Source organism: Pseudomonas sp. Sample_20, assembly GCF_004307585.1.
GTDB classification, from domain to species: Bacteria; Pseudomonadota; Gammaproteobacteria; order Pseudomonadales; family Pseudomonadaceae; genus Aquipseudomonas; species Aquipseudomonas atacamensis.
The window spans coordinates 45,112-66,750 of record NZ_RCOA01000004.1 but is presented as its reverse complement, the minus strand read 5'-3'; the positions used below and the strand labels follow the sequence as shown (position 1 = coordinate 66,750).

Annotated in this window: 19 protein-coding genes and 3 tRNA genes; 20 read left to right on the top strand and 2 right to left on the bottom strand. The window is 58.5% G+C overall.

What is annotated here, in order from left to right; all coding sequences use genetic code 11:
- The 3 genes from carB to D8U70_RS00940 form a co-directional block, all read left to right on the top strand.
- The coding region (gene carB, locus D8U70_RS00950; RefSeq protein ID WP_206663041.1) for a carbamoyl-phosphate synthase large subunit at window positions 1–3,176 on the top strand (3,176 nt) is incomplete at its 5' end.
- Window positions 3,177–3,178: 2 nt separating this feature from the next.
- Window positions 3,179–3,655, top strand: coding sequence for a transcription elongation factor GreA (greA, locus tag D8U70_RS00945; protein WP_038861135.1), 477 nt, complete (start codon window positions 3,179–3,181; stop codon window positions 3,653–3,655).
- A 28-nt stretch (window positions 3,656–3,683) separates the two neighbouring features.
- Window positions 3,684–4,088, top strand: coding sequence for a hypothetical protein (locus D8U70_RS00940; RefSeq protein WP_016771762.1), 405 nt, complete (start codon window positions 3,684–3,686; stop codon window positions 4,086–4,088).
- A 9-nt stretch (window positions 4,089–4,097) separates the two neighbouring features.
- Here D8U70_RS00940 and D8U70_RS00935 read toward each other — a convergent pair whose 3' ends face one another.
- A complete protein-coding gene (locus tag D8U70_RS00935; protein WP_016771761.1) occupies window positions 4,098–4,406 on the bottom strand; it encodes a YhbY family RNA-binding protein in 309 nt (102 codons plus the stop codon).
- A gap of 101 nt (window positions 4,407–4,507) precedes the next feature.
- Here D8U70_RS00935 and rlmE point away from each other — a divergent pair, with 101 nt between their 5' ends.
- The 17 genes from rlmE to D8U70_RS00845 all read left to right on the top strand — a co-directional run bounded on the left by rlmE (window position 4,508) and on the right by D8U70_RS00845 (window position 20,737).
- The gene (rlmE, locus tag D8U70_RS00930; RefSeq protein WP_071174355.1) at window positions 4,508–5,137 is read left to right on the top strand and encodes a 23S rRNA (uridine(2552)-2'-O)-methyltransferase RlmE; all 630 of its coding nucleotides are present in this window, start codon (window positions 4,508–4,510) and stop codon (window positions 5,135–5,137) included.
- A 202-nt stretch (window positions 5,138–5,339) separates the two neighbouring features.
- Complete coding sequence (ftsH, locus tag D8U70_RS00925) at window positions 5,340–7,247, top strand: ATP-dependent zinc metalloprotease FtsH (protein WP_016771759.1); 1,908 nt, start codon at window positions 5,340–5,342, stop codon at window positions 7,245–7,247.
- Window positions 7,248–7,255: 8 nt separating this feature from the next.
- Window positions 7,256–8,107, top strand: coding sequence for a dihydropteroate synthase (gene folP, locus D8U70_RS00920; RefSeq protein ID WP_130928113.1), 852 nt, complete (start codon window positions 7,256–7,258; stop codon window positions 8,105–8,107).
- Window positions 8,108–8,123: 16 nt separating this feature from the next.
- Window positions 8,124–9,461, top strand: coding sequence for a phosphoglucosamine mutase (gene glmM, locus D8U70_RS00915; RefSeq protein ID WP_073473855.1), 1,338 nt, complete (start codon window positions 8,124–8,126; stop codon window positions 9,459–9,461).
- 65 nt (window positions 9,462–9,526) lie between these two features.
- Window positions 9,527–10,282, top strand: coding sequence for a triose-phosphate isomerase (gene tpiA, locus D8U70_RS00910; protein WP_130928112.1), 756 nt, complete (start codon window positions 9,527–9,529; stop codon window positions 10,280–10,282).
- Window positions 10,283–10,286: 4 nt separating this feature from the next.
- Window positions 10,287–10,670 (top strand): preprotein translocase subunit SecG, encoded by a 384-nt coding sequence (gene secG, locus D8U70_RS00905; protein WP_016771756.1) that lies wholly within the window; start codon window positions 10,287–10,289, stop codon window positions 10,668–10,670.
- A gap of 22 nt (window positions 10,671–10,692) precedes the next feature.
- Window positions 10,693–10,778, top strand: a tRNA-Leu gene (locus D8U70_RS00900).
- A 97-nt stretch (window positions 10,779–10,875) separates the two neighbouring features.
- Window positions 10,876–10,952 (top strand) — tRNA-Met (locus D8U70_RS00895).
- Between the two features lie 139 nt (window positions 10,953–11,091).
- Window positions 11,092–11,550 (top strand): ribosome maturation factor RimP, encoded by a 459-nt coding sequence (rimP, locus tag D8U70_RS00890; protein ID WP_007973115.1) that lies wholly within the window; start codon window positions 11,092–11,094, stop codon window positions 11,548–11,550.
- A 47-nt stretch (window positions 11,551–11,597) separates the two neighbouring features.
- Window positions 11,598–13,079, top strand: a complete 1,482-nt coding sequence (gene nusA, locus D8U70_RS00885) for a transcription termination factor NusA (RefSeq protein ID WP_024011569.1) — start codon at window positions 11,598–11,600, stop codon at window positions 13,077–13,079.
- A gap of 27 nt (window positions 13,080–13,106) precedes the next feature.
- A complete protein-coding gene (gene infB / locus D8U70_RS00880) occupies window positions 13,107–15,635 on the top strand; it encodes a translation initiation factor IF-2 (protein ID WP_024011570.1) in 2,529 nt (842 codons plus the stop codon).
- 159 nt (window positions 15,636–15,794) lie between these two features.
- On the top strand, window positions 15,795–16,196 hold the full coding sequence (gene rbfA / locus D8U70_RS00875) for a 30S ribosome-binding factor RbfA (protein WP_016771753.1): 402 nt from the start codon (window positions 15,795–15,797) through the stop codon (window positions 16,194–16,196).
- A 4-nt stretch (window positions 16,197–16,200) separates the two neighbouring features.
- On the top strand, window positions 16,201–17,118 hold the full coding sequence (gene truB, locus D8U70_RS00870; protein WP_024011571.1) for a tRNA pseudouridine(55) synthase TruB: 918 nt from the start codon (window positions 16,201–16,203) through the stop codon (window positions 17,116–17,118).
- A gap of 143 nt (window positions 17,119–17,261) precedes the next feature.
- Window positions 17,262–17,531, top strand: coding sequence for a 30S ribosomal protein S15 (rpsO, locus tag D8U70_RS00865; RefSeq protein WP_016771751.1), 270 nt, complete (start codon window positions 17,262–17,264; stop codon window positions 17,529–17,531).
- A gap of 204 nt (window positions 17,532–17,735) precedes the next feature.
- Entirely contained in the window at window positions 17,736–19,841 is a 2,106-nt protein-coding gene (gene pnp, locus D8U70_RS00855) for a polyribonucleotide nucleotidyltransferase (RefSeq protein WP_024011572.1), read from the top strand.
- A gap of 291 nt (window positions 19,842–20,132) precedes the next feature.
- Window positions 20,133–20,208 (top strand) — tRNA-Thr (locus D8U70_RS00850).
- Between the two features lie 229 nt (window positions 20,209–20,437).
- Entirely contained in the window at window positions 20,438–20,737 is a 300-nt protein-coding gene (locus D8U70_RS00845) for a DUF6388 family protein (RefSeq protein WP_016771748.1), read from the top strand.
- A gap of 48 nt (window positions 20,738–20,785) precedes the next feature.
- Here D8U70_RS00845 and nadC read toward each other — a convergent pair whose 3' ends face one another.
- Window positions 20,786–21,634 carry a carboxylating nicotinate-nucleotide diphosphorylase gene (nadC, locus tag D8U70_RS00840; RefSeq protein ID WP_016771747.1) on the bottom strand — a complete coding sequence of 283 codons (849 nt, stop codon included), beginning with the start codon at window positions 21,632–21,634 and terminating at the stop codon, window positions 20,786–20,788.
- Window positions 21,635–21,639 lie beyond the last annotated feature (5 nt).

The window sequence follows — 21,639 nt, the reverse complement described above, 5'->3', positions numbered from 1 at the left end:
GCCCGATCGTGATCGGCCAGGCCTGCGAATTCGACTACTCCGGCGCCCAGGCCTGCAAAGCCCTGCGCGAAGAGGGTTACCGCGTCATCCTGGTGAACTCCAACCCGGCCACCATCATGACCGACCCGGACATGGCCGACGCCACCTATATCGAGCCGATCAAATGGCAGACCGTGGCCAAGATCATCGAAAAAGAGCGTCCGGACGCCGTACTGCCAACCATGGGTGGCCAGACCGCTCTGAACTGCGCTCTGGACCTGGAGCGCGAAGGCGTTCTCGAGAAGTTCGGCGTAGAGATGATCGGTGCCAACGCCGACACCATCGACAAGGCTGAAGACCGTTCGCGTTTCGACAAGGCAATGAAATCCATCGGCCTGGCGTGCCCGCGTTCCGGCATCGCCCATAGCATGGAAGAGGCCAACGCGGTTCTCGAAACCCTCGGTTTCCCGTGCATCATTCGTCCGTCTTTCACCATGGGCGGCACCGGTGGCGGTATCGCTTACAACCGTGAAGAGTTCGAAGAAATCTGCGCCCGTGGTCTGGACCTTTCGCCGACCAAAGAGCTGCTGATCGACGAATCGCTGATCGGCTGGAAAGAATATGAAATGGAAGTTGTCCGCGACAAAAAGGACAACTGCATCATCGTCTGCTCGATCGAAAACTTCGACCCGATGGGCGTGCACACCGGCGACTCGATCACCGTAGCTCCAGCCCAGACGCTGACCGACAAGGAATACCAGATCCTGCGTAACGCCTCGCTGGCGGTACTGCGCGAGATCGGCGTCGAGACCGGTGGTTCGAACGTGCAGTTCGGTATCTGCCCGAACACTGGCCGCATGGTCGTGATCGAAATGAACCCGCGTGTTTCGCGCTCCTCGGCACTGGCTTCGAAAGCCACCGGTTTCCCGATTGCCAAGGTCGCGGCCAAACTGGCTGTGGGTTACACCCTCGACGAGCTGTCGAACGACATCACCGGCGGCAAGACCCCGGCGTCCTTCGAACCGTCGATCGACTACGTCGTTACCAAGCTGCCACGCTTCGCCTTCGAGAAATTCGCCAAGGCTGACGCGCGCCTGACCACGCAAATGAAGTCGGTCGGCGAAGTCATGGCCATCGGCCGGACCTTCCAGGAATCCCTGCAGAAAGCTCTGCGTGGTCTGGAAGTCGGCGTTTGCGGTCTGGACGAGAAGCTCGATCTGAGCAACCCGGACAGCATGAGCGTGCTCAAGCGCGAACTGACCGTGCCGGGCGCCGAGCGTATCTGGTACGTGGCGGACGCCTTCCGCGCCGGCCTGTCGGTCGAAGACATCTTCGGCATGAACATGATCGATCCGTGGTTCCTGGTGCAGATCGAAGACCTGATCAAGGACGAAGAGAAGGTCAAGACCCTCGGTCTGTCCTCGATCGACCGCGACCTGATGTTCAAGCTCAAGCGCAAAGGCTTCTCTGATCAGCGTCTGGCCAAGCTGCTGGGCGTCACCGAGAAAAACCTGCGTACGCACCGTCAGAAGCTGGAAGTGTTCCCGGTCTACAAGCGCGTTGACACCTGCGCCGCCGAATTCGCCACCGACACCGCTTACCTGTACTCGACCTACGAGGAAGAGTGCGAAGCAGCGCCGTCGGGTCGCGACAAGATCATGATCCTGGGTGGCGGTCCGAACCGTATCGGCCAGGGCATCGAGTTCGACTACTGCTGCGTTCACGCTGCGCTCGCCCTGCGCGAAGACGGCTACGAAACCATCATGGTCAACTGCAACCCGGAAACCGTTTCCACCGACTACGACACTTCCGACCGTCTGTACTTCGAGCCGGTAACCCTGGAAGACGTACTGGAAATCTGCCGCGTCGAGAAGCCGAAAGGCGTGATCGTCCAGTACGGCGGCCAGACTCCGCTTAAACTGGCTCGCGCGCTGGAAGCTGCTGGCGTGCCGATCATCGGCACCAGCCCTGACGCCATCGACCGCGCCGAAGACCGCGAGCGCTTCCAGCAAATGGTCGAGCGCCTGAACCTGCGTCAGCCGCCAAACGCCACCGTGCGCAGCGAAGACGAAGCCGTTCGTGCTGCGGCGAAGATCGGTTATCCGCTGGTGGTGCGCCCGTCCTACGTGCTGGGCGGCCGTGCGATGGAAATCGTTTACAAGGAAGACGAACTCAAGCGCTATCTGCGTGACGCGGTGCAAGTGTCCAACGACAGCCCGGTGCTGCTCGACCACTTCCTCAACTGCGCCATCGAAATGGACGTGGATGCGGTCTGCGACGGCAAAGATGTAGTGATCGGCGCGATCATGCAGCACATCGAACAGGCGGGCGTTCACTCCGGTGACTCCGCGTGCTCGCTGCCGCCGTACTCGCTGCCAGCGCACATCCAGGACGAGATGCGCGAACAGGTCAAGAAAATGGCCCTGGAACTCGGCGTTGTCGGCCTGATGAACGTGCAGCTGGCGTTGCAGGGTGAAGACATTTACGTCATCGAAGTCAACCCGCGCGCCTCGCGTACCGTGCCGTTCGTTTCCAAGTGCATCGGTGTTTCCCTGGCCATGATCGCTGCGCGCGTGATGGCCGGTAAGACCCTGAAGGAAATCGGCTTCACCAAAGAAATCATCCCGAACTTCTACAGCGTGAAAGAGGCGGTGTTCCCGTTCGCCAAGTTCCCTGGCGTTGACCCGATCCTCGGCCCAGAGATGAAGTCGACCGGTGAAGTGATGGGCGTCGGCGACACCTTCGGCGAAGCATTCGCCAAGGCGCAGATGGGCGCCAGCGAAGTGCTGCCGACCGGCGGTACTGCGTTCATCAGCGTGCGCGATGACGACAAGCCACTGGTTGCAGGCGTGGCCCGTGATCTGATCAACTTGGGCTTCGAAGTGGTCGCCACTGCCGGCACTGCCAAGCTGATCGAAGCCGCAGGCCTGAAAGTGCGCCGCGTGAACAAGGTGACCGAGGGTCGTCCACACGTGGTCGACATGATCAAGAATGACGAAGTCACGCTGATCATCAACACCACCGAAGGTCGTCAGTCGATCGCCGATTCGTACTCCATTCGTCGCAATGCCCTGCAGCACAAGATCTACTGCACCACCACTATTGCTGCGGGCGAAGCGATCTGCGAAGCGCTGAAGTTCGGTCCGGAAAAGACCGTGCGCCGCTTGCAGGATCTACACGCAGGATTGAAGGCATGAGCATAACCAAGTACCCAATGACTGTTCAGGGCGCTCGCGCCCTGGAAGAGGAGCATGCTCACCTGACCAAGGTCGTCCGTCCGAAGCTCAGCCAGGACATCGGTACGGCCCGCGAGTTGGGTGACTTGAAGGAAAACGCTGAATACCATGCTGCCCGCGAACAGCAAGGCATGGTCGAAGCGCGTATTCGTGATATCGAGGGCCGGATTCAGAATCAGGTCATCATCGATGTCACGACCATTCCTCACACCGGCAAAGTGATTTTCGGTACCACCGTCGAGATCGCCAACGTCGAGACTGATGAAAGCGTCACTTACCACATCGTGGGTGAGGATGAGGCTGACTTCAAGCTCGGCAAGATCTCCGTCGGTTCGCCGCTGGCCCGCGCCTTGATTGGCAAGGAAGAGGGTGACGTGGTCGCCGTCAAAACGCCAAGCGGCGTGATCGAGTACGAGATTGTCGAAGTTCGTCACATCTGAAAGAAGGCGCCCGCTGCATGCGGGCGCCATGCTTTGGCAACTGACCCAGATGCTTTGGGTCGGTGGCCTATGGTTGATTCATATCGGTTTGCAGCCGGCGTTGGGCCAGATCGGCCTGGCGCCGCTGTTGATCGACGAAGTCGCCAGTGCATTCGAAGTGCTGGTGGTGGGGTTCGCCGCTCTGTGCGTGATCTTTCAGGCTTTGGTGCTGGTACAGGCCGAGGGCCTTGGCAGTCTATGGAGGGATTTTCGCGGACAGGTGCTGTTGATGGCGTTGTACGCGTGCGCGATGTATGTAGCCGTGCGTGTCGGCTGGCCGGATGCGCAGCGCTGGCAGGTATTCAGTTATCTGGTGCTGGGATTTTCCGGGCTGGTGCTGGTCATGCAGCCGGTGCCGGGATGGAGTGGCAGGGTGCGCGAAGCACACCCTTGACCCTGCGCATCACTTGAAGCGATGAACGTTCGACAGCTGCTTGTTGGCGCTGAAGTTCTTGCGGTAGACCAGAGCCATCTTGCCGATGACCTGAACCAGGTCCGCTTTGCCGACCTTGCACAGCTCGGCGATGTGCGCCAGGCGCGACTCGCGGTCGAGGATGTTGAGCTTGATCTTGATCAGCTCGTGATCGGCCAAGGCGCGTTCAAGTTCGGCTAAAACACCTTCAGTCAAACCGTTGTCCGCTACCGTCAACACTGGTTTGAGGTGGTGGCCGATGGATTTGTACTGTTTCTTCTGCTCTGGAGTGAGCGGCATAATCTGACCCTTTCGTCTGGATTCTGTAAAATGGCGGCCATTTTACCCGAGGGTTCGTGGATCCGCCCAACTAATCACGACCCTAATCATCGAGGTGCCCAATGGCGCGTTCCAAGACAAGCCTTGGTTGGCTGAAAAGACATGTCAACGATCCTTATGTGAAGCAGGCGCAGAAGGATGGCTACCGCTCGCGTGCAAGTTACAAGCTTCTGGAGATCCAGGAAAAATACAAACTCATCCGTCCGGGCATGAGCGTGGTCGACCTCGGCGCGGCGCCGGGTGGCTGGTCCCAGGTGACCAGTCGGTTGATCGGCGGTCAGGGTCGTCTGATCGCTTCGGACATCCTGGAAATGGACAGCATTCCGGACGTGCATTTTATCCAGGGCGACTTCACGGAGGACTCGGTGCTCGATGAAATCCTGGAGTCCGTGGGTAATTCGCAGGTTGACCTTGTGATTTCCGATATGGCCCCCAATATGAGTGGTACGCCCGAAGTGGATATGCCCAAGGCCATGTTCCTGTGTGAGCTGGCGCTGGACCTGGCGGAACGGATCCTCAAGCCCGGTGGCAATTTCGTCATCAAGATTTTTCAGGGCGAAGGGTTTGACGTTTATCTGAAGGATGCTCGGAAGAAATTCGACAAGATCCAGATGATCAAGCCAGACTCTTCCCGTGGCAGCTCTCGTGAGCAGTACATGCTGGCCTGGGGTTATCGCGGCGGTGATGCGTAAAACGAGGTTTTTCGGCAGGGCGATAGGTTTTTCATATTTCGCTCTGCGGGCATAAGCGAATATTGTGTAGAAAGTGTTTCACAAAGGGTTACAGACGGCGCCTGCCAGAGTTGTAGGTAATGTAGTAAGTTAGGCCGGTGAATATCATGCGAAGCGCGCGCCAGTAGCGGAGCTTGCTTCAGAGGGTAGTTAATTGAACGATATGGCAAAGAATCTGATCCTGTGGTTGATCATCGCGGCAGTCCTGGTGACGGTGATGAACAACTTCTCCAGCCCTAACGAGCCGCAGACCCTCAACTATTCCGACTTCATCCAGCAGGTCAAGGATGGCAAGGTCGAGCGCGTAGCCGTTGACGGCTATGTGATTACCGGCAAGCGCACCGATGGCGACAGCTTCAAGACCATTCGTCCGGCAATTCAGGACAATGGCCTGATCGGCGATCTGGTCGACAATCATGTTGTGGTTGAAGGCAAGCAGCCTGAACAGCAAAGCATCTGGACTCAGCTCCTGGTGGCCAGCTTCCCGATCCTGGTGATCATCGCGGTGTTCATGTTCTTCATGCGCCAGATGCAGGGCGGCGCCGGTGGCAAGGGCGGGCCGATGAGCTTCGGCAAGAGCAAGGCACGCCTGCTGTCCGAAGATCAGGTGAAAACCACTTTGGCTGACGTTGCCGGTTGCGACGAAGCCAAAGAAGAAGTCGGCGAGCTGGTCGAGTTCCTGCGTGATCCGGGCAAGTTCCAGCGTCTGGGCGGTCGTATCCCGCGCGGCGTACTGATGGTCGGCCCGCCGGGTACCGGTAAAACCTTGCTGGCCAAGGCGATTGCCGGCGAAGCGAAAGTGCCATTCTTCACCATTTCCGGTTCCGACTTTGTCGAAATGTTCGTCGGTGTCGGCGCCAGCCGCGTCCGCGACATGTTCGAGCAGGCCAAGAAGCACGCCCCTTGCATCATCTTCATCGACGAAATCGATGCCGTGGGTCGCCATCGTGGTGCCGGCATGGGTGGCGGTCATGACGAGCGTGAGCAGACTCTCAACCAGTTGCTGGTAGAGATGGACGGCTTCGAAATGAATGACGGCATCATTGTTATTGCTGCGACCAACCGTCCGGACGTACTCGACCCTGCGCTGCTGCGTCCGGGCCGTTTCGACCGTCAGGTGGTGGTTGGCTTGCCAGACATTCGCGGTCGCGAGCAGATTCTTAAAGTGCACATGCGCAAAGTGCCAATGGGCGACGACGTTGCTCCGGCAGTGATCGCGCGTGGTACTCCGGGCTTCTCTGGTGCTGACCTGGCCAACCTGGTCAACGAAGCGTCGCTGTTCGCTGCCCGTAGCGGCAAGCGTATTGTCGAGATGAAAGAGTTCGAGCTGGCGAAAGACAAGATCATGATGGGCGCCGAGCGCAAATCCATGGTCATGTCCGAGAAAGAAAAGCAGAACACTGCTTACCACGAAGCCGGCCACGCCATCGTTGGTCGCGTCGTGCCTGAGCATGATCCGGTCTACAAGGTGTCGATCATCCCGCGCGGTCGTGCGCTGGGTGTGACCATGTTCCTCCCGGAAGAAGATCGTTACAGCCTGTCCAAACGTGCGCTGATCAGCCAGATCTGCTCGTTGTACGGTGGCCGTATCGCAGAAGAAATGACCCTGGGCTTTGACGGTGTAACCACCGGCGCGTCCAACGACATCATGCGTGCAAGTCAGATTGCCCGGAACATGGTGACGAAATGGGGTCTGTCGGAAAAACTCGGTCCGCTGATGTATGCGGAAGAAGAGGGCGAAGTGTTCCTCGGTCGCGGCGGTGGCGGCCAGGCTGCCAGCTTCTCCGGTGAGACAGCCAAGCTGATCGACTCCGAAGTACGCAGCATCATTGATCAGTGCTACGGCACCGCCAAGCAGATCCTCACGGATAACCGTGACAAGCTGGATGCCATGGCTGATGCGCTGATGAAGTACGAAACCATCGATGCCGAGCAGATTGACGACATCATGGCCGGCCGCACACCTCGCGAACCTCGCGACTGGTCGGGTGGCACCGGTACGCCTCCGCCGCCTGTCGTGCAGGACGAGCGTCCGGAAAAACCGATTGGCGGTCCGGCTGCTGACGTTTAAGGCTTGAAATGACTTCTGTTCAGTCCCTGACCCGGTTGCCTTGCGGCAACCGGGTTCTTGATTTGGCCCAGACGCATGTCATGGGTATTCTCAATGTCACTCCTGATTCTTTCTCCGATGGTGGTCGCTATAGCCAGCTCGATGCGGCTTTGCGCCACGCCGAAGCCATGGTGTTGGCTGGCGCGACGCTGATCGATGTTGGCGGCGAATCGACCCGGCCGGGTGCGCGAGCGGTCTCTCCTCTGGAGGAACTTGAGCGCGTCGCGCCGATTGTCGAGCTGATCAATCGCGAGCTGGATGTCATCATCTCGGTCGATACTTCCACCCCGGCAGTCATGCGCGAAACCGCACGGCTCGGTGCCGGACTGATCAATGATGTGCGTTCGTTGCGTCGCGATGGCGCGCTGGATGCGGCGGCGGCGACCGGATTGCCGGTTTGTCTCATGCACATGCTCGGCGAGCCGGGGGATATGCAGGACAATCCACAGTATCAGGATGTCACCCGCGAGGTCGGTGAGTTTCTCGCCGAACGCATGGATCAGTGTGCTCAGGCGGGCATTCCCGCCGAGCGGATCATTCTTGATCCCGGCTTCGGCTTCGCCAAGACCCTGCAGCACAATCTAAGCTTGTTCAAACACATGGAGGCCCTGCATGCACTGGGTCGACCACTGCTGGTAGGTGTTTCGCGCAAGAGTATGATTGGCCACGCTTTAAATCGTCCCGTGGGCGAGCGCCTGCACGGCGGACTTGCGCTGGCGGCGCTGGCGTCAGTTAAAGGCGCACATATATTGCGCGTCCACGATGTGGCGGAAACTGTCGATGTGGTACGAATGATCGCGGCCGTAGAATCAGCCGAATAAGAATGATGGAGCACTTATGAGCAAGAAATATTTTGGCACCGACGGCATTCGCGGTCGCGTTGGTGAATACCCGATCACGCCTGACTTCATGCTCAAGCTCGGCTGGGCGGCTGGTATGGCTTTCCGCAAGATGGGTGCCTGTAAGGTGCTGGTCGGCAAGGACACGCGGATCTCCGGTTATATGTTCGAATCGGCACTCGAAGCGGGCCTGACCTCGGCGGGCGCCGATGTGATGCTGCTCGGCCCGATGCCGACGCCTGCCATCGCTTATCTGTCGCGTACGTTCCAGGCTGAAGCCGGTATCGTGATAAGTGCATCGCACAACCCGCATGATGACAACGGCATCAAGTTCTTCTCCGGCAAAGGCACCAAGCTGCCCGATGAGTTGGAGTTGATGATCGAAGAGTTGCTCGATACGCCAATGACCGTCGTCGAGTCGAGCAAGATCGGCAAAGTATCGCGAATCAATGATGCATCGGGTCGCTACATCGAGTTCTGCAAAAGCAGCGTGCCTACCGGGACCAATTTCGCCGGCCTGAAGATCGTTATCGACTGCGCGCATGGTGCGACCTATAAGGTAGCGCCGAGCGTCTTCCGTGAACTGGGTGCCGAAGTCGTCGTGCTTTCCGCTCAGCCGAACGGGCTGAACATCAACGATAACTGCGGTTCCACGCATATGGGGCCATTGCAGGCCGCCGTTCTGGCTGAGCATGCGGACCTGGGTATCGCCTTCGATGGTGATGGTGATCGGGTATTGATGGTCGATCACACCGGCACCATCGTCGATGGTGATGACCTGCTGTTCATCATTGCCCGCGATCTGCATGAGCGTGGCAAGTTGCAGGGTGGCGTCGTCGGTACATTGATGAGCAATCTTGGTCTCGAGCTGGCCTTGGCGGATCTGTCGATCCCGTTCGTTCGCGCCAATGTCGGTGACCGCTACGTGATTGCCGAACTGCAAGAGCGCAACTGGCTCGTTGGTGGGGAAAACTCCGGGCATGTGGTCTGCTTCAACCACACCACCACGGGCGATGCGATCATCGCGGCTCTGCAGGTGTTGATGGCTCTGAAATCCCGCAACGAAGGTCTGGCGCAAACGCGGCAGGCTTTGCGCAAGTGCCCTCAGGTGCTGATCAACGTTCGCTTTGGCGGCGGTGAAAGCCCGCTGGAGCATCCGGCTGTCAAGGAGGCCAGTGCCCGTGTCACTCAGGCGATGGCGGGGCGCGGTCGCGTGCTTCTGCGCAAGTCCGGCACAGAGCCTCTGGTGCGCGTAATGGTCGAAGGCGAGGACGAAAACCAGGTTCGCGGCTATGCCGAAGAGCTGGCAAAACTGGTAACCGAAGTTTCTGCCTGATACGGCTTGCAAGCCATGATTGTGTTGGGTAACATCTGCGCCCACTTTGACCGACGAGGTACAGCATGCGTCGCCCTATGGTAGCTGGTAACTGGAAGATGCACGGTACCCGCGCCAGCGTCGCTGAGCTGATCAACGGCCTTCGTCATCTGGCCTTGCCAAGCGGTGTTGATGTCGCGGTGTTCCCGCCTTGCTTGTACATCAATCAAGTGATTGAAGGCTTGAAAGGCAAGTCGATTTCGGTCGGCGCGCAGAATTCTGCGGTGGAAGCCATGCAAGGTGCTTTGACTGGTGAGATTGCTCCCAGCCAACTGGTGGATGCAGGTTGTTCCCTGGTGCTTGTCGGGCACTCCGAACGCCGCCAGATTATGGGCGAGCGAGACGGGATGCTGAATCGCAAGTTCGCAGCGGCACAGGCATGTGGCTTGATTCCGGTGTTGTGTGTAGGGGAAACCCTCGAGCAGCGCGAAGCCGGAAAAACTCTTGAAGTTGTCGGGCGTCAGCTGGGCAGCATCATCGAGGAGCTGGGTGTCGGTGCCTTTGCCAAGGCAGTGATTGCATACGAGCCGGTCTGGGCCATTGGTACCGGGCTGACTGCAACGCCGCAACAGGCTCAGGATGTGCATAAAGCCATTCGCGAGCAGTTGGCGGCAGAGAATTCTGAAGTCGCACGAGGTGTGCGGCTTCTATACGGCGGCAGCGTGAAGGCGGCCAATGCGGTCGAACTGTTCGGCATGCCGGATATCGATGGGGGGCTCATTGGTGGAGCTTCCCTGAATGCAGATGAGTTCGGTGCGATCTGTCGCGCCGCGGGAAACTGAAAAAATGCTGGAAACAGTCGTAGTCGTTTTTCATCTGCTGGGTGCATTGGGCGTAGTTGCTCTGGTTTTGCTGCAGCAGGGTAAGGGTGCGGACGCTGGCGCGTCTTTCGGAGCAGGTGCTTCAAATACTGTGTTCGGAAGCCAAGGTTCCTCTACCTTTCTTAGTAAGTTTACTGCTATACTTGCCGCCGGTTTCTTCATAACCAGCTTGGGGTTAGGTTACTTTGCTAAAGAGAAAGCTCATCAGCTGACTCAAGCAGGTCTTCCAGATCCAGCAGTGTTGGAAGTACCTAAGCAACAACCGGCTTCTGATGATGTCCCGGTGCTTCAAGAGCAAAAGTCGGCTACTCCAGCGACTGACGTGCCTCCAGCTCAAGAGCAGAAGTAAGAAGAGTTTCAAACGTAGTATTGCCGAGGTGGTGGAATTGGTAGACACGCAACCTTGAGGTGGTTGTGCCCATAGGGTGTAGGGGTTCGAGTCCCCTTCTCGGTACCAATTAGTCAGGAGAGCCCGCTGTTGCGGGCTTTCTTGCAGGTGGAAGGTTACATTGACCCTAAAAGGGATCGGTCGTATACTTCCGCCCCAGCTTTGTCGCGGGGTGGAGCAGTCTGGTAGCTCGTCGGGCTCATAACCCGAAGGTCGTCGGTTCAAATCCGGCCCCCGCAACCAGTTTAAGGAGCCCCTTTTAAGGGGCTTTTTGTTAGCTGGATACTTTCAACGCCGCTGTTCGACGGCGTTTCAAGGATGGGCGTTATGCCCATTTTTTTATTTTGCAAAGCATGCACATATCATGCACTAGGGGGTTCAGGTGTCGAGCAAGCTAGAAGAGTTGCAGGCCTTGCTGGCCCCGGTGGTCGTGGCCCTGGGCTATGAATGCTGGGGTATCGAGTTTTCGGCTCAGGGTCGTCACTCGATGTTGCGCGTTTATATCGATAAAGAGGGTGGCGTGCTGGTGGACGATTGCGCCATTGTCAGCCGTCAGATCAGCGGCGTTCTGGATGTTGAAGATCCGATCTCCGTTGAATACACCCTTGAAGTTTCCTCGCCTGGCATGGAGCGCCCGCTGTTCACTCTTGAGCAGTTTGCCAAATTTGCCGGTGAACAAGTGAAGATCAAGCTGCGCTCGCCTTTCGAAGGTCGACGCAACTTTCAGGGCCTTCTGCGCGGTGTAGAAGAGCAGGACGTCGTGGTGCAGGTAGAAGACCACGAGTTCCTGTTGCCGATCGATATGATCGACAAGGCCAACATTATTCCCAGTTTTGACTGAGACGCGGATCCCGCGGATCCAATGGCTTGCGAAAGGCGAGGCGTACGATGAGCAAAGAAGTACTGCTGGTTGTTGAGTCGGTATCCAATGAAAAGGGTGTACCGGCAAGCGTAATTTTTGAAGCGCTGGAGCTGGCTCTGGCCACTGCTACCAAAAAGCGTTTTGAAGACGAAGTGGACCTGCGTGTGGAAATCAACCGCCACACCGGTTCTTACGAAACCTTCCGTCGCTGGACGGTCGTCGAAGAGAATGATCTCGACGATCCGGCCATCGAGACCTGGCCAAGCAAGGTTGCCGAAACGCATCCTGGTGCCAAGGTCGGTGACGTCGTCGAAGAGAAAATCGAATCCATCGAGTTCGGCCGCATCGCTGCACAGACTGCCAAGCAGGTCATCGTGCAGAAAGTTCGCGAAGCCGAGCGCGCTCAAGTGGTCGACGCCTATCGCGAGCGCCTGGGAGAAATCATCTCCGGCACCGTGAAAAAAGTTACCCGCGACAACGTGATCGTCGATCTGGGCAACAATGCTGAAGCATTGCTGGCCCGTGAAGACATCATTTCTCGCGAAACCTTCCGTGTCGGCGTGCGTCTGCGTGCGCTGCTCAAGGAAATCCGCACCGAGAACCGCGGCCCGCAGCTGATCCTGTCGCGTACCGCGCCGGAAATGCTGATCGAGCTGTTCCGTATCGAAGTGCCGGAAATCGCCGAAGGCCTCATCGAGGTCATGGCCGCCTCCCGTGATCCGGGTTCGCGTGCCAAGATCGCCGTCCGTTCCAAGGACAAGCGCATCGACCCACAAGGTGCCTGCATCGGTATGCGCGGTTCGCGCGTCCAGGCGGTATCGGGTGAGTTGGGCGGTGAGCGTGTTGATATCGTGCTGTGGGACGACAACCCGGCCCAGTTCGTGATCAACGCCATGTCCCCGGCCGAGGTTGCGGCAATTATCGTTGACGAAGATGCCCATGCCATGGACATCGCCGTTGGCGCAGACAATCTGGCTCAGGCCATCGGTCGCGGTGGTCAGAACGTGCGTCTGGCCAGCCAGTTGACTGGCTGGACCCTGAACGTGATGACCGAATCGGACATCCAGGCTAAGCAGCAAGCAGAAACCGGCGACATCCTGCGCAACTTCATCGACGAGCTAGAAGTCGACGAAGAACTGGCTCAGGTGCTGGTAGATGAAGGCTTCACCAGCCTGGAAGAGATTGCCTACGTACCGGTGGAGGAGATGCTCAACATCGACGGCTTTGACGAGGACATCGTCAACGAGCTTCGTGCTCGCGCCAAGGATCGCTTGTTGACCAAAGCCATCGCTACTGAGGAAAAGCTGGCAGACGCCCATCCGGCCGAAGACCTGCTCTCGCTTGAGGGTATGGACAAGGATTTGGCGATGGAACTGGCGGTGCGCGGCGTAATTACCCGCGAAGACCTGGCCGAGCAGTCTATTGACGACCTGCTCGACATCGACGGCATTGACGATGATCGTGCCGGCAAGTTGATCATGGCCGCCCGAGCCCACTGGTTCGAGTAATTAGGCGCGGCCTGAGGAGAGAAGTGCATGACGCAAGTCACGGTGAAACAACTGGCCGATGAGGTCAAAACACCGGTAGAGCGCCTGTTGCAGCAGATGCGTGAGGCAGGTCTGCCGCACACCGCCGCCGACGAAAATGTGACTGACAGTGAGAAGCAATCCCTGCTGACTCACTTGAAGAGCAGTCACAAGGCGAAAGTGGAAGAACCACGCAAGATCACGCTGCAGCGTAAAACCACCAGCACCCTGCGTGTGGCTGGTAGCAAGAGCATCAGCGTTGAAGTTCGCAAGAAGAAAGTTTTCGTACAGCGCAGCCCGGAAGAAATCGAAGCCGAGCGCAAGCGTGAACTGGATGAGCGTCGCGCAGTAGAAAATGCTGCCCGTCAGAAGGCTGAAGAAGAAGCCAAGCAGCGCGCCGAAGAAGAAGCGCGTCGCCAGCCTGCTGCTGCGCAAACCGCTGCCAGCGACGCCGTTGCGGCGCCGGCTGCCGCTGCCGAACCTGTTCGCGAAAGCGCACCGGTGGCTGCTGCTCCTGCTCCATCGGCTGACGTTCGCAACAAGCAGAACGAACAGCGCCGTCCGGACAAGCCACGTGCCGACGACAACAATCGTCGCAGCGGTGGTGGTGATGGCGAGCGCAAAAACGCTCCGCATCGCGCATCGGTCAAAGAAAAAGCCCCGGCGCCACGTGTGGCGCCACGCACTACCGACGAAGAAAGCGATGGCTTCCGTCGTGGTGGTCGCGGTAAGGCCAAGCTGAAGAAGCGCAACGCCCACGGTTTCCAGAGCCCGACCGGCCCTGTCGTGCGTGATGTGCAGATCGGCGAGACCATCACGGTTGGCGATCTGGCCAATCAGATGTCGGTCAAAGCGGCTGAAATCATCAAGTTCATGTTCAAACTGGGTACCCCAGCGACCATCAACCAGGTGCTTGATCAGGAAACTGCTCAGCTGGTAGCCGAAGAACTGGGCCACAAAGTGACCCTGGTCAGCGACACCGCTCTGGAAGATTCCCTGGCCGAGTCCCTGAAGTTTGAAGGTGAGTCGTTCTCCCGTGCACCAGTCGTGACCGTAATGGGCCACGTTGACCACGGTAAGACTTCCCTGCTCGACTACATCCGTCGTGCCAAGGTAGCTGCTGGCGAAGCCGGCGGTATCACCCAGCACATCGGTGCATACCACGTTGAGACTGATCGCGGCATGGTCACTTTCCTCGACACCCCGGGTCACGCTGCGTTTACCGCAATGCGTGCCCGTGGTGCCAAGGCGACCGACATCGTGATCCTCGTGGTTGCAGCGGACGACGGCGTGATGCCGCAAACCATCGAAGCGGTTCAGCATGCTCAGGCAGCTGGCGTGCCGCTGGTGGTAGCAGTGAACAAGATCGACAAGCCGGGCGCCGATCTCGATCGCATCCGCAGCGAGCTGTCGGTTCACGGCGTGACTTCCGAAGACTGGGGTGGCGACACACCATTCGTTCCGGTTTCGGCGAAGATGGGTACTGGCGTGGACGAGCTGCTTGAAGCCGTTCTGCTGCAGGCCGAAGTTCTCGAGCTGAAAGCTACTCCATCGGCTCCTGGTCGTGGTGTGGTGGTTGAATCGCGTCTCGACAAGGGTCGTGGCCCGGTGGCAACCGTGCTGGTTCAGGACGGTACGCTGCGTCAAGGCGACATGGTCCTGGTTGGTTCGAACTACGGCCGTGTACGTGCCATGCTCGACGAGAACGGCAAGCCAATCAAGGAAGCCGGTCCATCCATCCCTGTCGAGATCCTCGGCCTGGACGGTACCCCGGACGCTGGCGACGAGATGAGCGTGGTTGCCGACGAGAAGAAAGCCCGTGAAGTGGCTCTGTTCCGTCAAGGCAAGTTCCGCGAAGTCAAACTGGCTCGCGCTCACGCCGGCAAGCTGGAAAACATCTTCGAAAACATGGGTCAGGCCGAGAAGAAGACGCTCAACATCGTCCTCAAATCCGACGTCCGTGGTTCGCTGGAAGCGTTGAACGGTGCCCTGAATGGCCTGGGCAACGACGAAGTACAAGTGCGCGTCGTGGGTGGCGGTGTCGGTGGTATCACCGAATCCGACGCCAACCTGGCACTGGCTTCCAACGCTGTACTGTTCGGCTTCAACGTGCGTGCCGATGCCGGCGCTCGCAAGATCGTCGAGCAGGAAGGTCTGGATATGCGTTACTACAACGTGATCTACGACATCATCGAAGACGTCAAGAAAGCCCTGACCGGCATGCTCGGCAGCGATGTTCGCGAGAACATCCTGGGTGTGGCCGAAGTGCGTGACGTGTTCCGTTCGCCGAAGTTTGGCGCGATCGCCGGTTGCATGGTGATCGAAGGTGTTGTGCACCGTAACCGTCCGATCCGTGTACTGCGTGAAGACATCGTTATCTTCGAAGGCGAGCTGGAATCCCTGCGCCGCTTCAAGGATGACGCTTCCGAAGTACGTGCCGGCATGGAATGCGGTATCGGCGTGAAGAGCTACAACGACGTCAAAGTCGGCGACAAGATCGAAGTCTTCGAGAAGGTTCAGGTTGCTCGCAGCCTCTGACTCGCGCACTTCAAGGGCCACGATGGGCCGTAGCATGCAAATGCACGGCACAGCGTCCGGACTCTAAACGCAACGCCCGGTCTGGCTTTTGTCAGGCCGGGCGTTTGCCGCTTTCAGACCTTGCGGGTTTCACCGCTGGGCAGTAACAGGTAACAAATCATGGCAAAAGAATACAGCCGTACCCAACGTATCGGCGATCAGATGCAGCGCGAGCTGGCGCAACTGATCCGTCGCGAAGTCAAAGACCCGCGCGTCGGCCTGGTCACCATTACCGCTGTGGAAGTGTCCCGTGACGTCGGTCACGCGAAGATTTTCATCACCGTGATGGGCCAGGACAACGCTGAAGACATCGCGCAAAGCATCAAGGTGCTCAACGCCGCCGCAGGCTTCCTGCGTATGCAATTGGCCCGCGAAATGAAGCTGCGCAGCGTGCCGCAATTGCACTTCCACTACGACGAATCTGTCGTGCGTGGCGCGCACTTGTCGGCATTGATCGAGCGCGCCGTGGCTGAAGACAATCAGCACGTTGCCGCTCCAGCACCTGAAGACACCAAGGAGTAATTCGGTGGCTCAGGTCAAACGTATCCGTCGTAACGTCAGCGGTATCATCCTGCTCGACAAGCCATTGGGGTTCACCTCCAACGCTGCATTGCAGAAGGTGCGCTGGCTGCTCAATGCCGAGAAGGCCGGGCACACCGGCAGCCTCGATCCGTTGGCCACCGGCGTGTTGCCGCTGTGCTTCGGCGAGGCGACCAAGTTCTCGCAATACCTGCTCGATTCCGACAAGGGCTACGAGACCCTGGCGCAACTGGGCAAGACCACCACTACGGCCGATGCCGAAGGTGAGGTTTTGCAGGAACGTCCGGTGACCGTTGGTCGCGCCGATGTCGAAGCGGTTCTGCCGAAATTTCGCGGGCAAATCAGTCAGATACCGCCGATGTACTCGGCACTCAAGCGTGATGGCCAGCCGCTGTACAAACTGGCACGTGCAGGCGAAGTAGTGGAGCGCGAACCGCGTTCTGTTACTATTGCGCGCTTGGAATTGCTGGCCTTCGAAGGCGATACTGCGCGGCTTGCGGTGGACTGCAGCAAGGGCACCTATATTCGTACCCTGGTGGAGGATATCGGTGAGCAACTCGGTTGTGGTGCGTACGTCGCAGAATTGCGTCGGACCCAGGCCGGGCCTTTCACCTTGGCGCAGACTGTTACCCTCGAAGAGCTGGAAGCGGTACATGCCGAAGGCGGCAATGAAGCGGTCGATCGCTTCCTGATGCCATCGGACAGCGGCCTGCAGGATTGGCCGTTGCTGCACTTTTCCGAAGCGAGCGCGTTCTACTGGCTCAACGGCCAGCCAGTACGTGCCCCGGATGCGCCGAAGTTCGGCATGGTGCGGGTACAGGATCACAATGGTCGCTTCATCGGTATCGGTGAAGTGAGCGAAGACGGGCGCATCGCGCCGCGTCGCTTGATTCGGTCAGAATGACCGGAACCGGTCTGCGTTAAGCGGGCCGGCGAGTGTGGCTGTTAACAGGCATGGTCACTACTCATTTATAGATACAGGGATTTGTCCCTGGCCTGTTGAAGCTGTTTCCCTGAAACAGTTTCCTGATAAGGAAGGATTGCCTCATGGCTCTCGACGTTCAAGAAAAAGCTCAAATCGTTGCTGACTACCAGCAAGCTGTTGGTGACACTGGTTCGCCAGAAGTGCAGGTTGCACTGCTGACCGCCAACATCAACAAACTGCAAGGTCACTTCAAGGCCAACGGTAAAGATCACCACTCCCGTCGTGGTCTGATCCGCATGGTTAACCAGCGTCGCAAGCTGCTGGACTACCTGAAAGGCAAGGACGTGAGCCGGTACGCCGCTCTGATCGCTCGCCTGGGTCTGCGTCGCTAATCAGCGATTGCGCTATGAGGTTGGTGGTCTGTCGGGCGTCAGCGGTTTTCCGCTGGCGCCTTGCAGGCTCCCAGCCTCAAGTTTTATCTGCAGCATGGCTTTACCTGTAGCACCCGGACAATTGCCATCGGGCCGATTCCCGAGATTGCCCAAGAATTCGCAAGAAACCGTTTCCCCCAAGAGCCACAAAGAAGGTAGGACACCGTGAACCCGGTAATCAAAAAATTCCAGTTCGGTCAATCGACCGTTACCCTCGAGACAGGCCGTATCGCCCGTCAGGCCTCCGGCGCAGTATTGGTCACCGTTGACGACGACGTCAGCGTGTTGGTGACTGTTGTCGGTGCAAAGCAAGCCGATCCGGGCAAGGGCTTCTTCCCTCTGTCCGTTCATTACCAGGAGAAGACTTACGCTGCCGGTAAGATCCCTGGCGGTTTCTTCAAGCGTGAAGGCCGTCCTTCCGAGAAAGAAACCCTGACTTCCCGACTGATCGACCGTCCGATCCGTCCGCTGTTCCCAGAAGGCTTCATGAACGAAGTGCAGGTTGTCTGCACCGTCGTTTCCACCAGCAAGAAGACCGATCCGGACATCGCTGCGATGATCGGTACCTCGGCTGCCCTGGCCATTTCCGGCATTCCGTTTGACGGCCCGATCGGCGCCGCTCGCGTGGCTTTCCACGAAAGCACCGGCTACCTGCTGAACCCGACTTACGAGCAGCAGGCCGCTTCGAGCCTGGACATGGTCGTTGCCGGTACTTCCGACGCCGTGCTGATGGTTGAGTCGGAAGCCAAAGAGCTGACCGAAGACCAGATGCTGGGCGCGGTACTGTTCGCTCACGACGAATTCCAGGTTGTGATCAACGCTGTGAAAGAACTGGCTGCCGAAGCCGCCAAGCCAACCTGGAACTGGGCTCCTGCGCCAGAAGCCACCGAACTGCTGGGCGCTATCCGTGCCGAGTTCGGCGAAGCGATCTCCCAGGCTTACACCATCACCATCAAGGCCGACCGTTACGCTCGCCTGGGTGAGCTGAAGGACCAAGTGGTTGCCAAGCTGTCCGGTGAAGAAGGCCAGCCAAGCGCTGCTGAAGTCAAAGCGGCCTTCGGCGAAATCGAATACCGCACCGTTCGCGAAAACATCGTTAACGGCAAGCCACGTATCGACGGTCGCGACACCAAGACTGTACGTCCGCTGAACATCGAAGTCGGCGTGCTGCCAAAGACTCACGGTTCGGCACTTTTCACCCGTGGCGAAACCCAGGCGCTGGTTGTGGCAACACTGGGCACCGCCCGTGACGCGCAACTGCTGGACACCCTGGAAGGCGAAAAGAAAGACCCGTTCATGCTGCACTACAACTTCCCGCCGTTCTCGGTAGGCGAGTGTGGTCGCATGGGGGGCGCCGGTCGTCGCGAAATCGGTCACGGCCGTCTGGCCCGTCGTTCGGTTTCGGCCATGCTGCCAGCCGCTGACGTGTTCCCGTACACCATCCGCGTGGTATCGGAAATCACCGAATCCAACGGTTCGAGCTCGATGGCTTCCGTGTGCGGTGCTTCCCTGGCACTGATGGACGCTGGTGTACCGATGAAAGCACCGGTGGCCGGTATCGCTATGGGTCTGGTTAAAGAAGGCGAGAAGTTCGCCGTTCTGACCGACATCCTCGGCGACGAAGATCACCTGGGCGACATGGACTTCAAGGTAGCCGGTACCGCCAAAGGCGTGACTGCGCTGCAGATGGACATCAAGATCAAGGGCATCACCGAAGAGATCATGGAAATCGCTCTGGGCCAGGCCCTTGAAGCGCGCCTGAACATCCTCGGCCAGATGAACCAGATCATTGGCCAGTCGCGTACCGAACTGTCGGCCAACGCTCCGACCATGATCGCGATGAAGATCGACACCGACAAAATCCGTGACGTTATCGGTAAAGGTGGCGCGACCATCCGTGCGATCTGCGAAGAAACCAAGGCTTCGATCGACATCGAAGACGACGGTTCGATCAAGATCTTCGGCGAAACCAAGGATGCTGCAGAAGCTGCTCGTCAGCGCGTTCTGAGCATCACTGCAGAAGCCGAGATCGGCAAGATCTACGTCGGCAAGGTTGAGCGTATCGTCGACTTCGGCGCATTCGTGAACATCCTGCCGGGCAAGGACGGTCTGGTGCACATCTCGATGCTGAGCGACGCTCGCGTAGAGAAAGTCACCGACATTCTGAAAGAAGGTCAGGAAGTGGAAGTGCTGGTACTGGACGTGGACAACCGCGGCCGTATCAAGCTGTCCATCAAAGACGTGGCAGCTGCCAAGGCTTCGGGCGTTTAATCACCCCAACGCTTTAGCGCAATGAAGATGCCCCCGCCGTGCAAACGGCGGGGGCATTTTTTTATCTGAAATAAAGAAATGGTGGCGAGGGGATTTATCCCCGTTCGGCTGCGAAGCAGTCGTAAAACCAGACACTGCCGACCGCCTGAAACACCGAGGTGCCAGATTCACGGCCGCTTCGCAGCCGAACGGGGATAAATCCCCTCGCCACAAATGTGGTTCTCAAAAGAAAACCATCAGACAACCCACAAATTTGCCGCAGCTCGAGTCCGGTGCTAGGTTTAGCCCACCGCCCGTGTAGCTCAGCCGGTAGAGCAGCGCACTCGTAACGCGAAGGTCGCAGGTTCGATTCCTGTCTCGGGCACCAACTCCTCAGCGTGCCACGTCGATACATGTTCCGCAGGTCAGCTTTTTGTGCAAGAGATGTAAAGAGCCGTGTAATTCGTCATGCAAACGTCCTATATTCGGTGCCTGCATGAGCATCGCTTAGCAGTTTTCAGATGATCCCGAATGGTTCCGAAGGCCGGCCAGTCCGCGTCAGAGAGATCCTTGATGATCCAGATCCATCCTCCATTCCTAAGATCAGCGAGAACCCCATGACTGAATTGACCCAAGAGCAACGCCACGAACAAGCGCTGGAAAAATACCTTCTGGATGTGCCGGAACTGAAGGATGAGATCAAGGACCTGAGTCCCGATGATCAGAAAGACCAGATCCAGTGGTCCTTCGAAGACGAAGCCGAAGCGCAGGGCTTGCAGCCGTGGGAGCTGACCCTCAAGTACACGAGCACGCCGGAGGAGTTCGAGGCGCAGCGCCTCGTGCTGCACAAGGAAGCGGCGGAAGTATTGGGTGTCGAGTGGGAAGAGTACTGCGAGATGAACAATCTGGTGGTCTGAACAAAAACGCCAGCCTCAACAGGCTGGCGTTTTTTCTTGCGCGAATGCTCAGAGGCTTAGTCGCATCGACAGGTCCACCGCTTTGACATCCTTGGTCATCGCACCGATCGAAATGTAATCCACGCCCGTTTCGGCGATCGGCAGCAGCGTGCTTTCGTTGATGCCGCCGCTGGCTTCCAGTTTCGCTTTGCCGGCGGTCAGGCGTACCGCTTCGCGCATGTCGTCCAGGCTCAGTTCGTCGAGCATGATGATGTCGGCGCCGGCTTCCAGCGCCTGCTTCAGCTCTTCAAGACTTTCCACCTCGATCTCCACCGGTTTGCCCGGGGCGATCTTGTGTGCGGCGGCCACGGCTTCGGCGATGCCACCGCTGGCGGCGATGTGGTTTTCCTTGATCAGGAAGGCGTCGTAGAGACCGATGCGATGGTTGTGGCAGCCGCCGCAGGTTACGGCGTATTTCTGTGCCAGACGCAGGCCGGGCAGGGTTTTGCGGGTGTCGAGCAACTTGACTTGCGTCTCGCCGACGAAGTCGGCCAGGTACTGCGCGCGCGTCGCCACGCCGGAAAGCAACTGCAGGAAGTTCAGCGCGCTGCGTTCACCGGTCAGCAGTGAGCGCGCCGGGCCTTCCAGATGAAACAGCGGCTGATTGGCTTTGACCCGCTGGCCGTCGACCACTTGCCAATGCACCGCCACGCGCGGATCGAGCTGGCGAAACACCGCATCGACCCACGCGGTGCCGCAGATGACGGCGTCGTCACGGGTGATGATGGTGGCTTTGGCCAGGCGTTCGGCCGGGATCAGTTGCGCGGTGATGTCGCCGCTGCCGACGTCTTCGAGCAACGCACGGCGCACGTTGTTTTCGATTTCGGCGGTCAGATCGGCGAGACGTAGATTCGGCATAACGG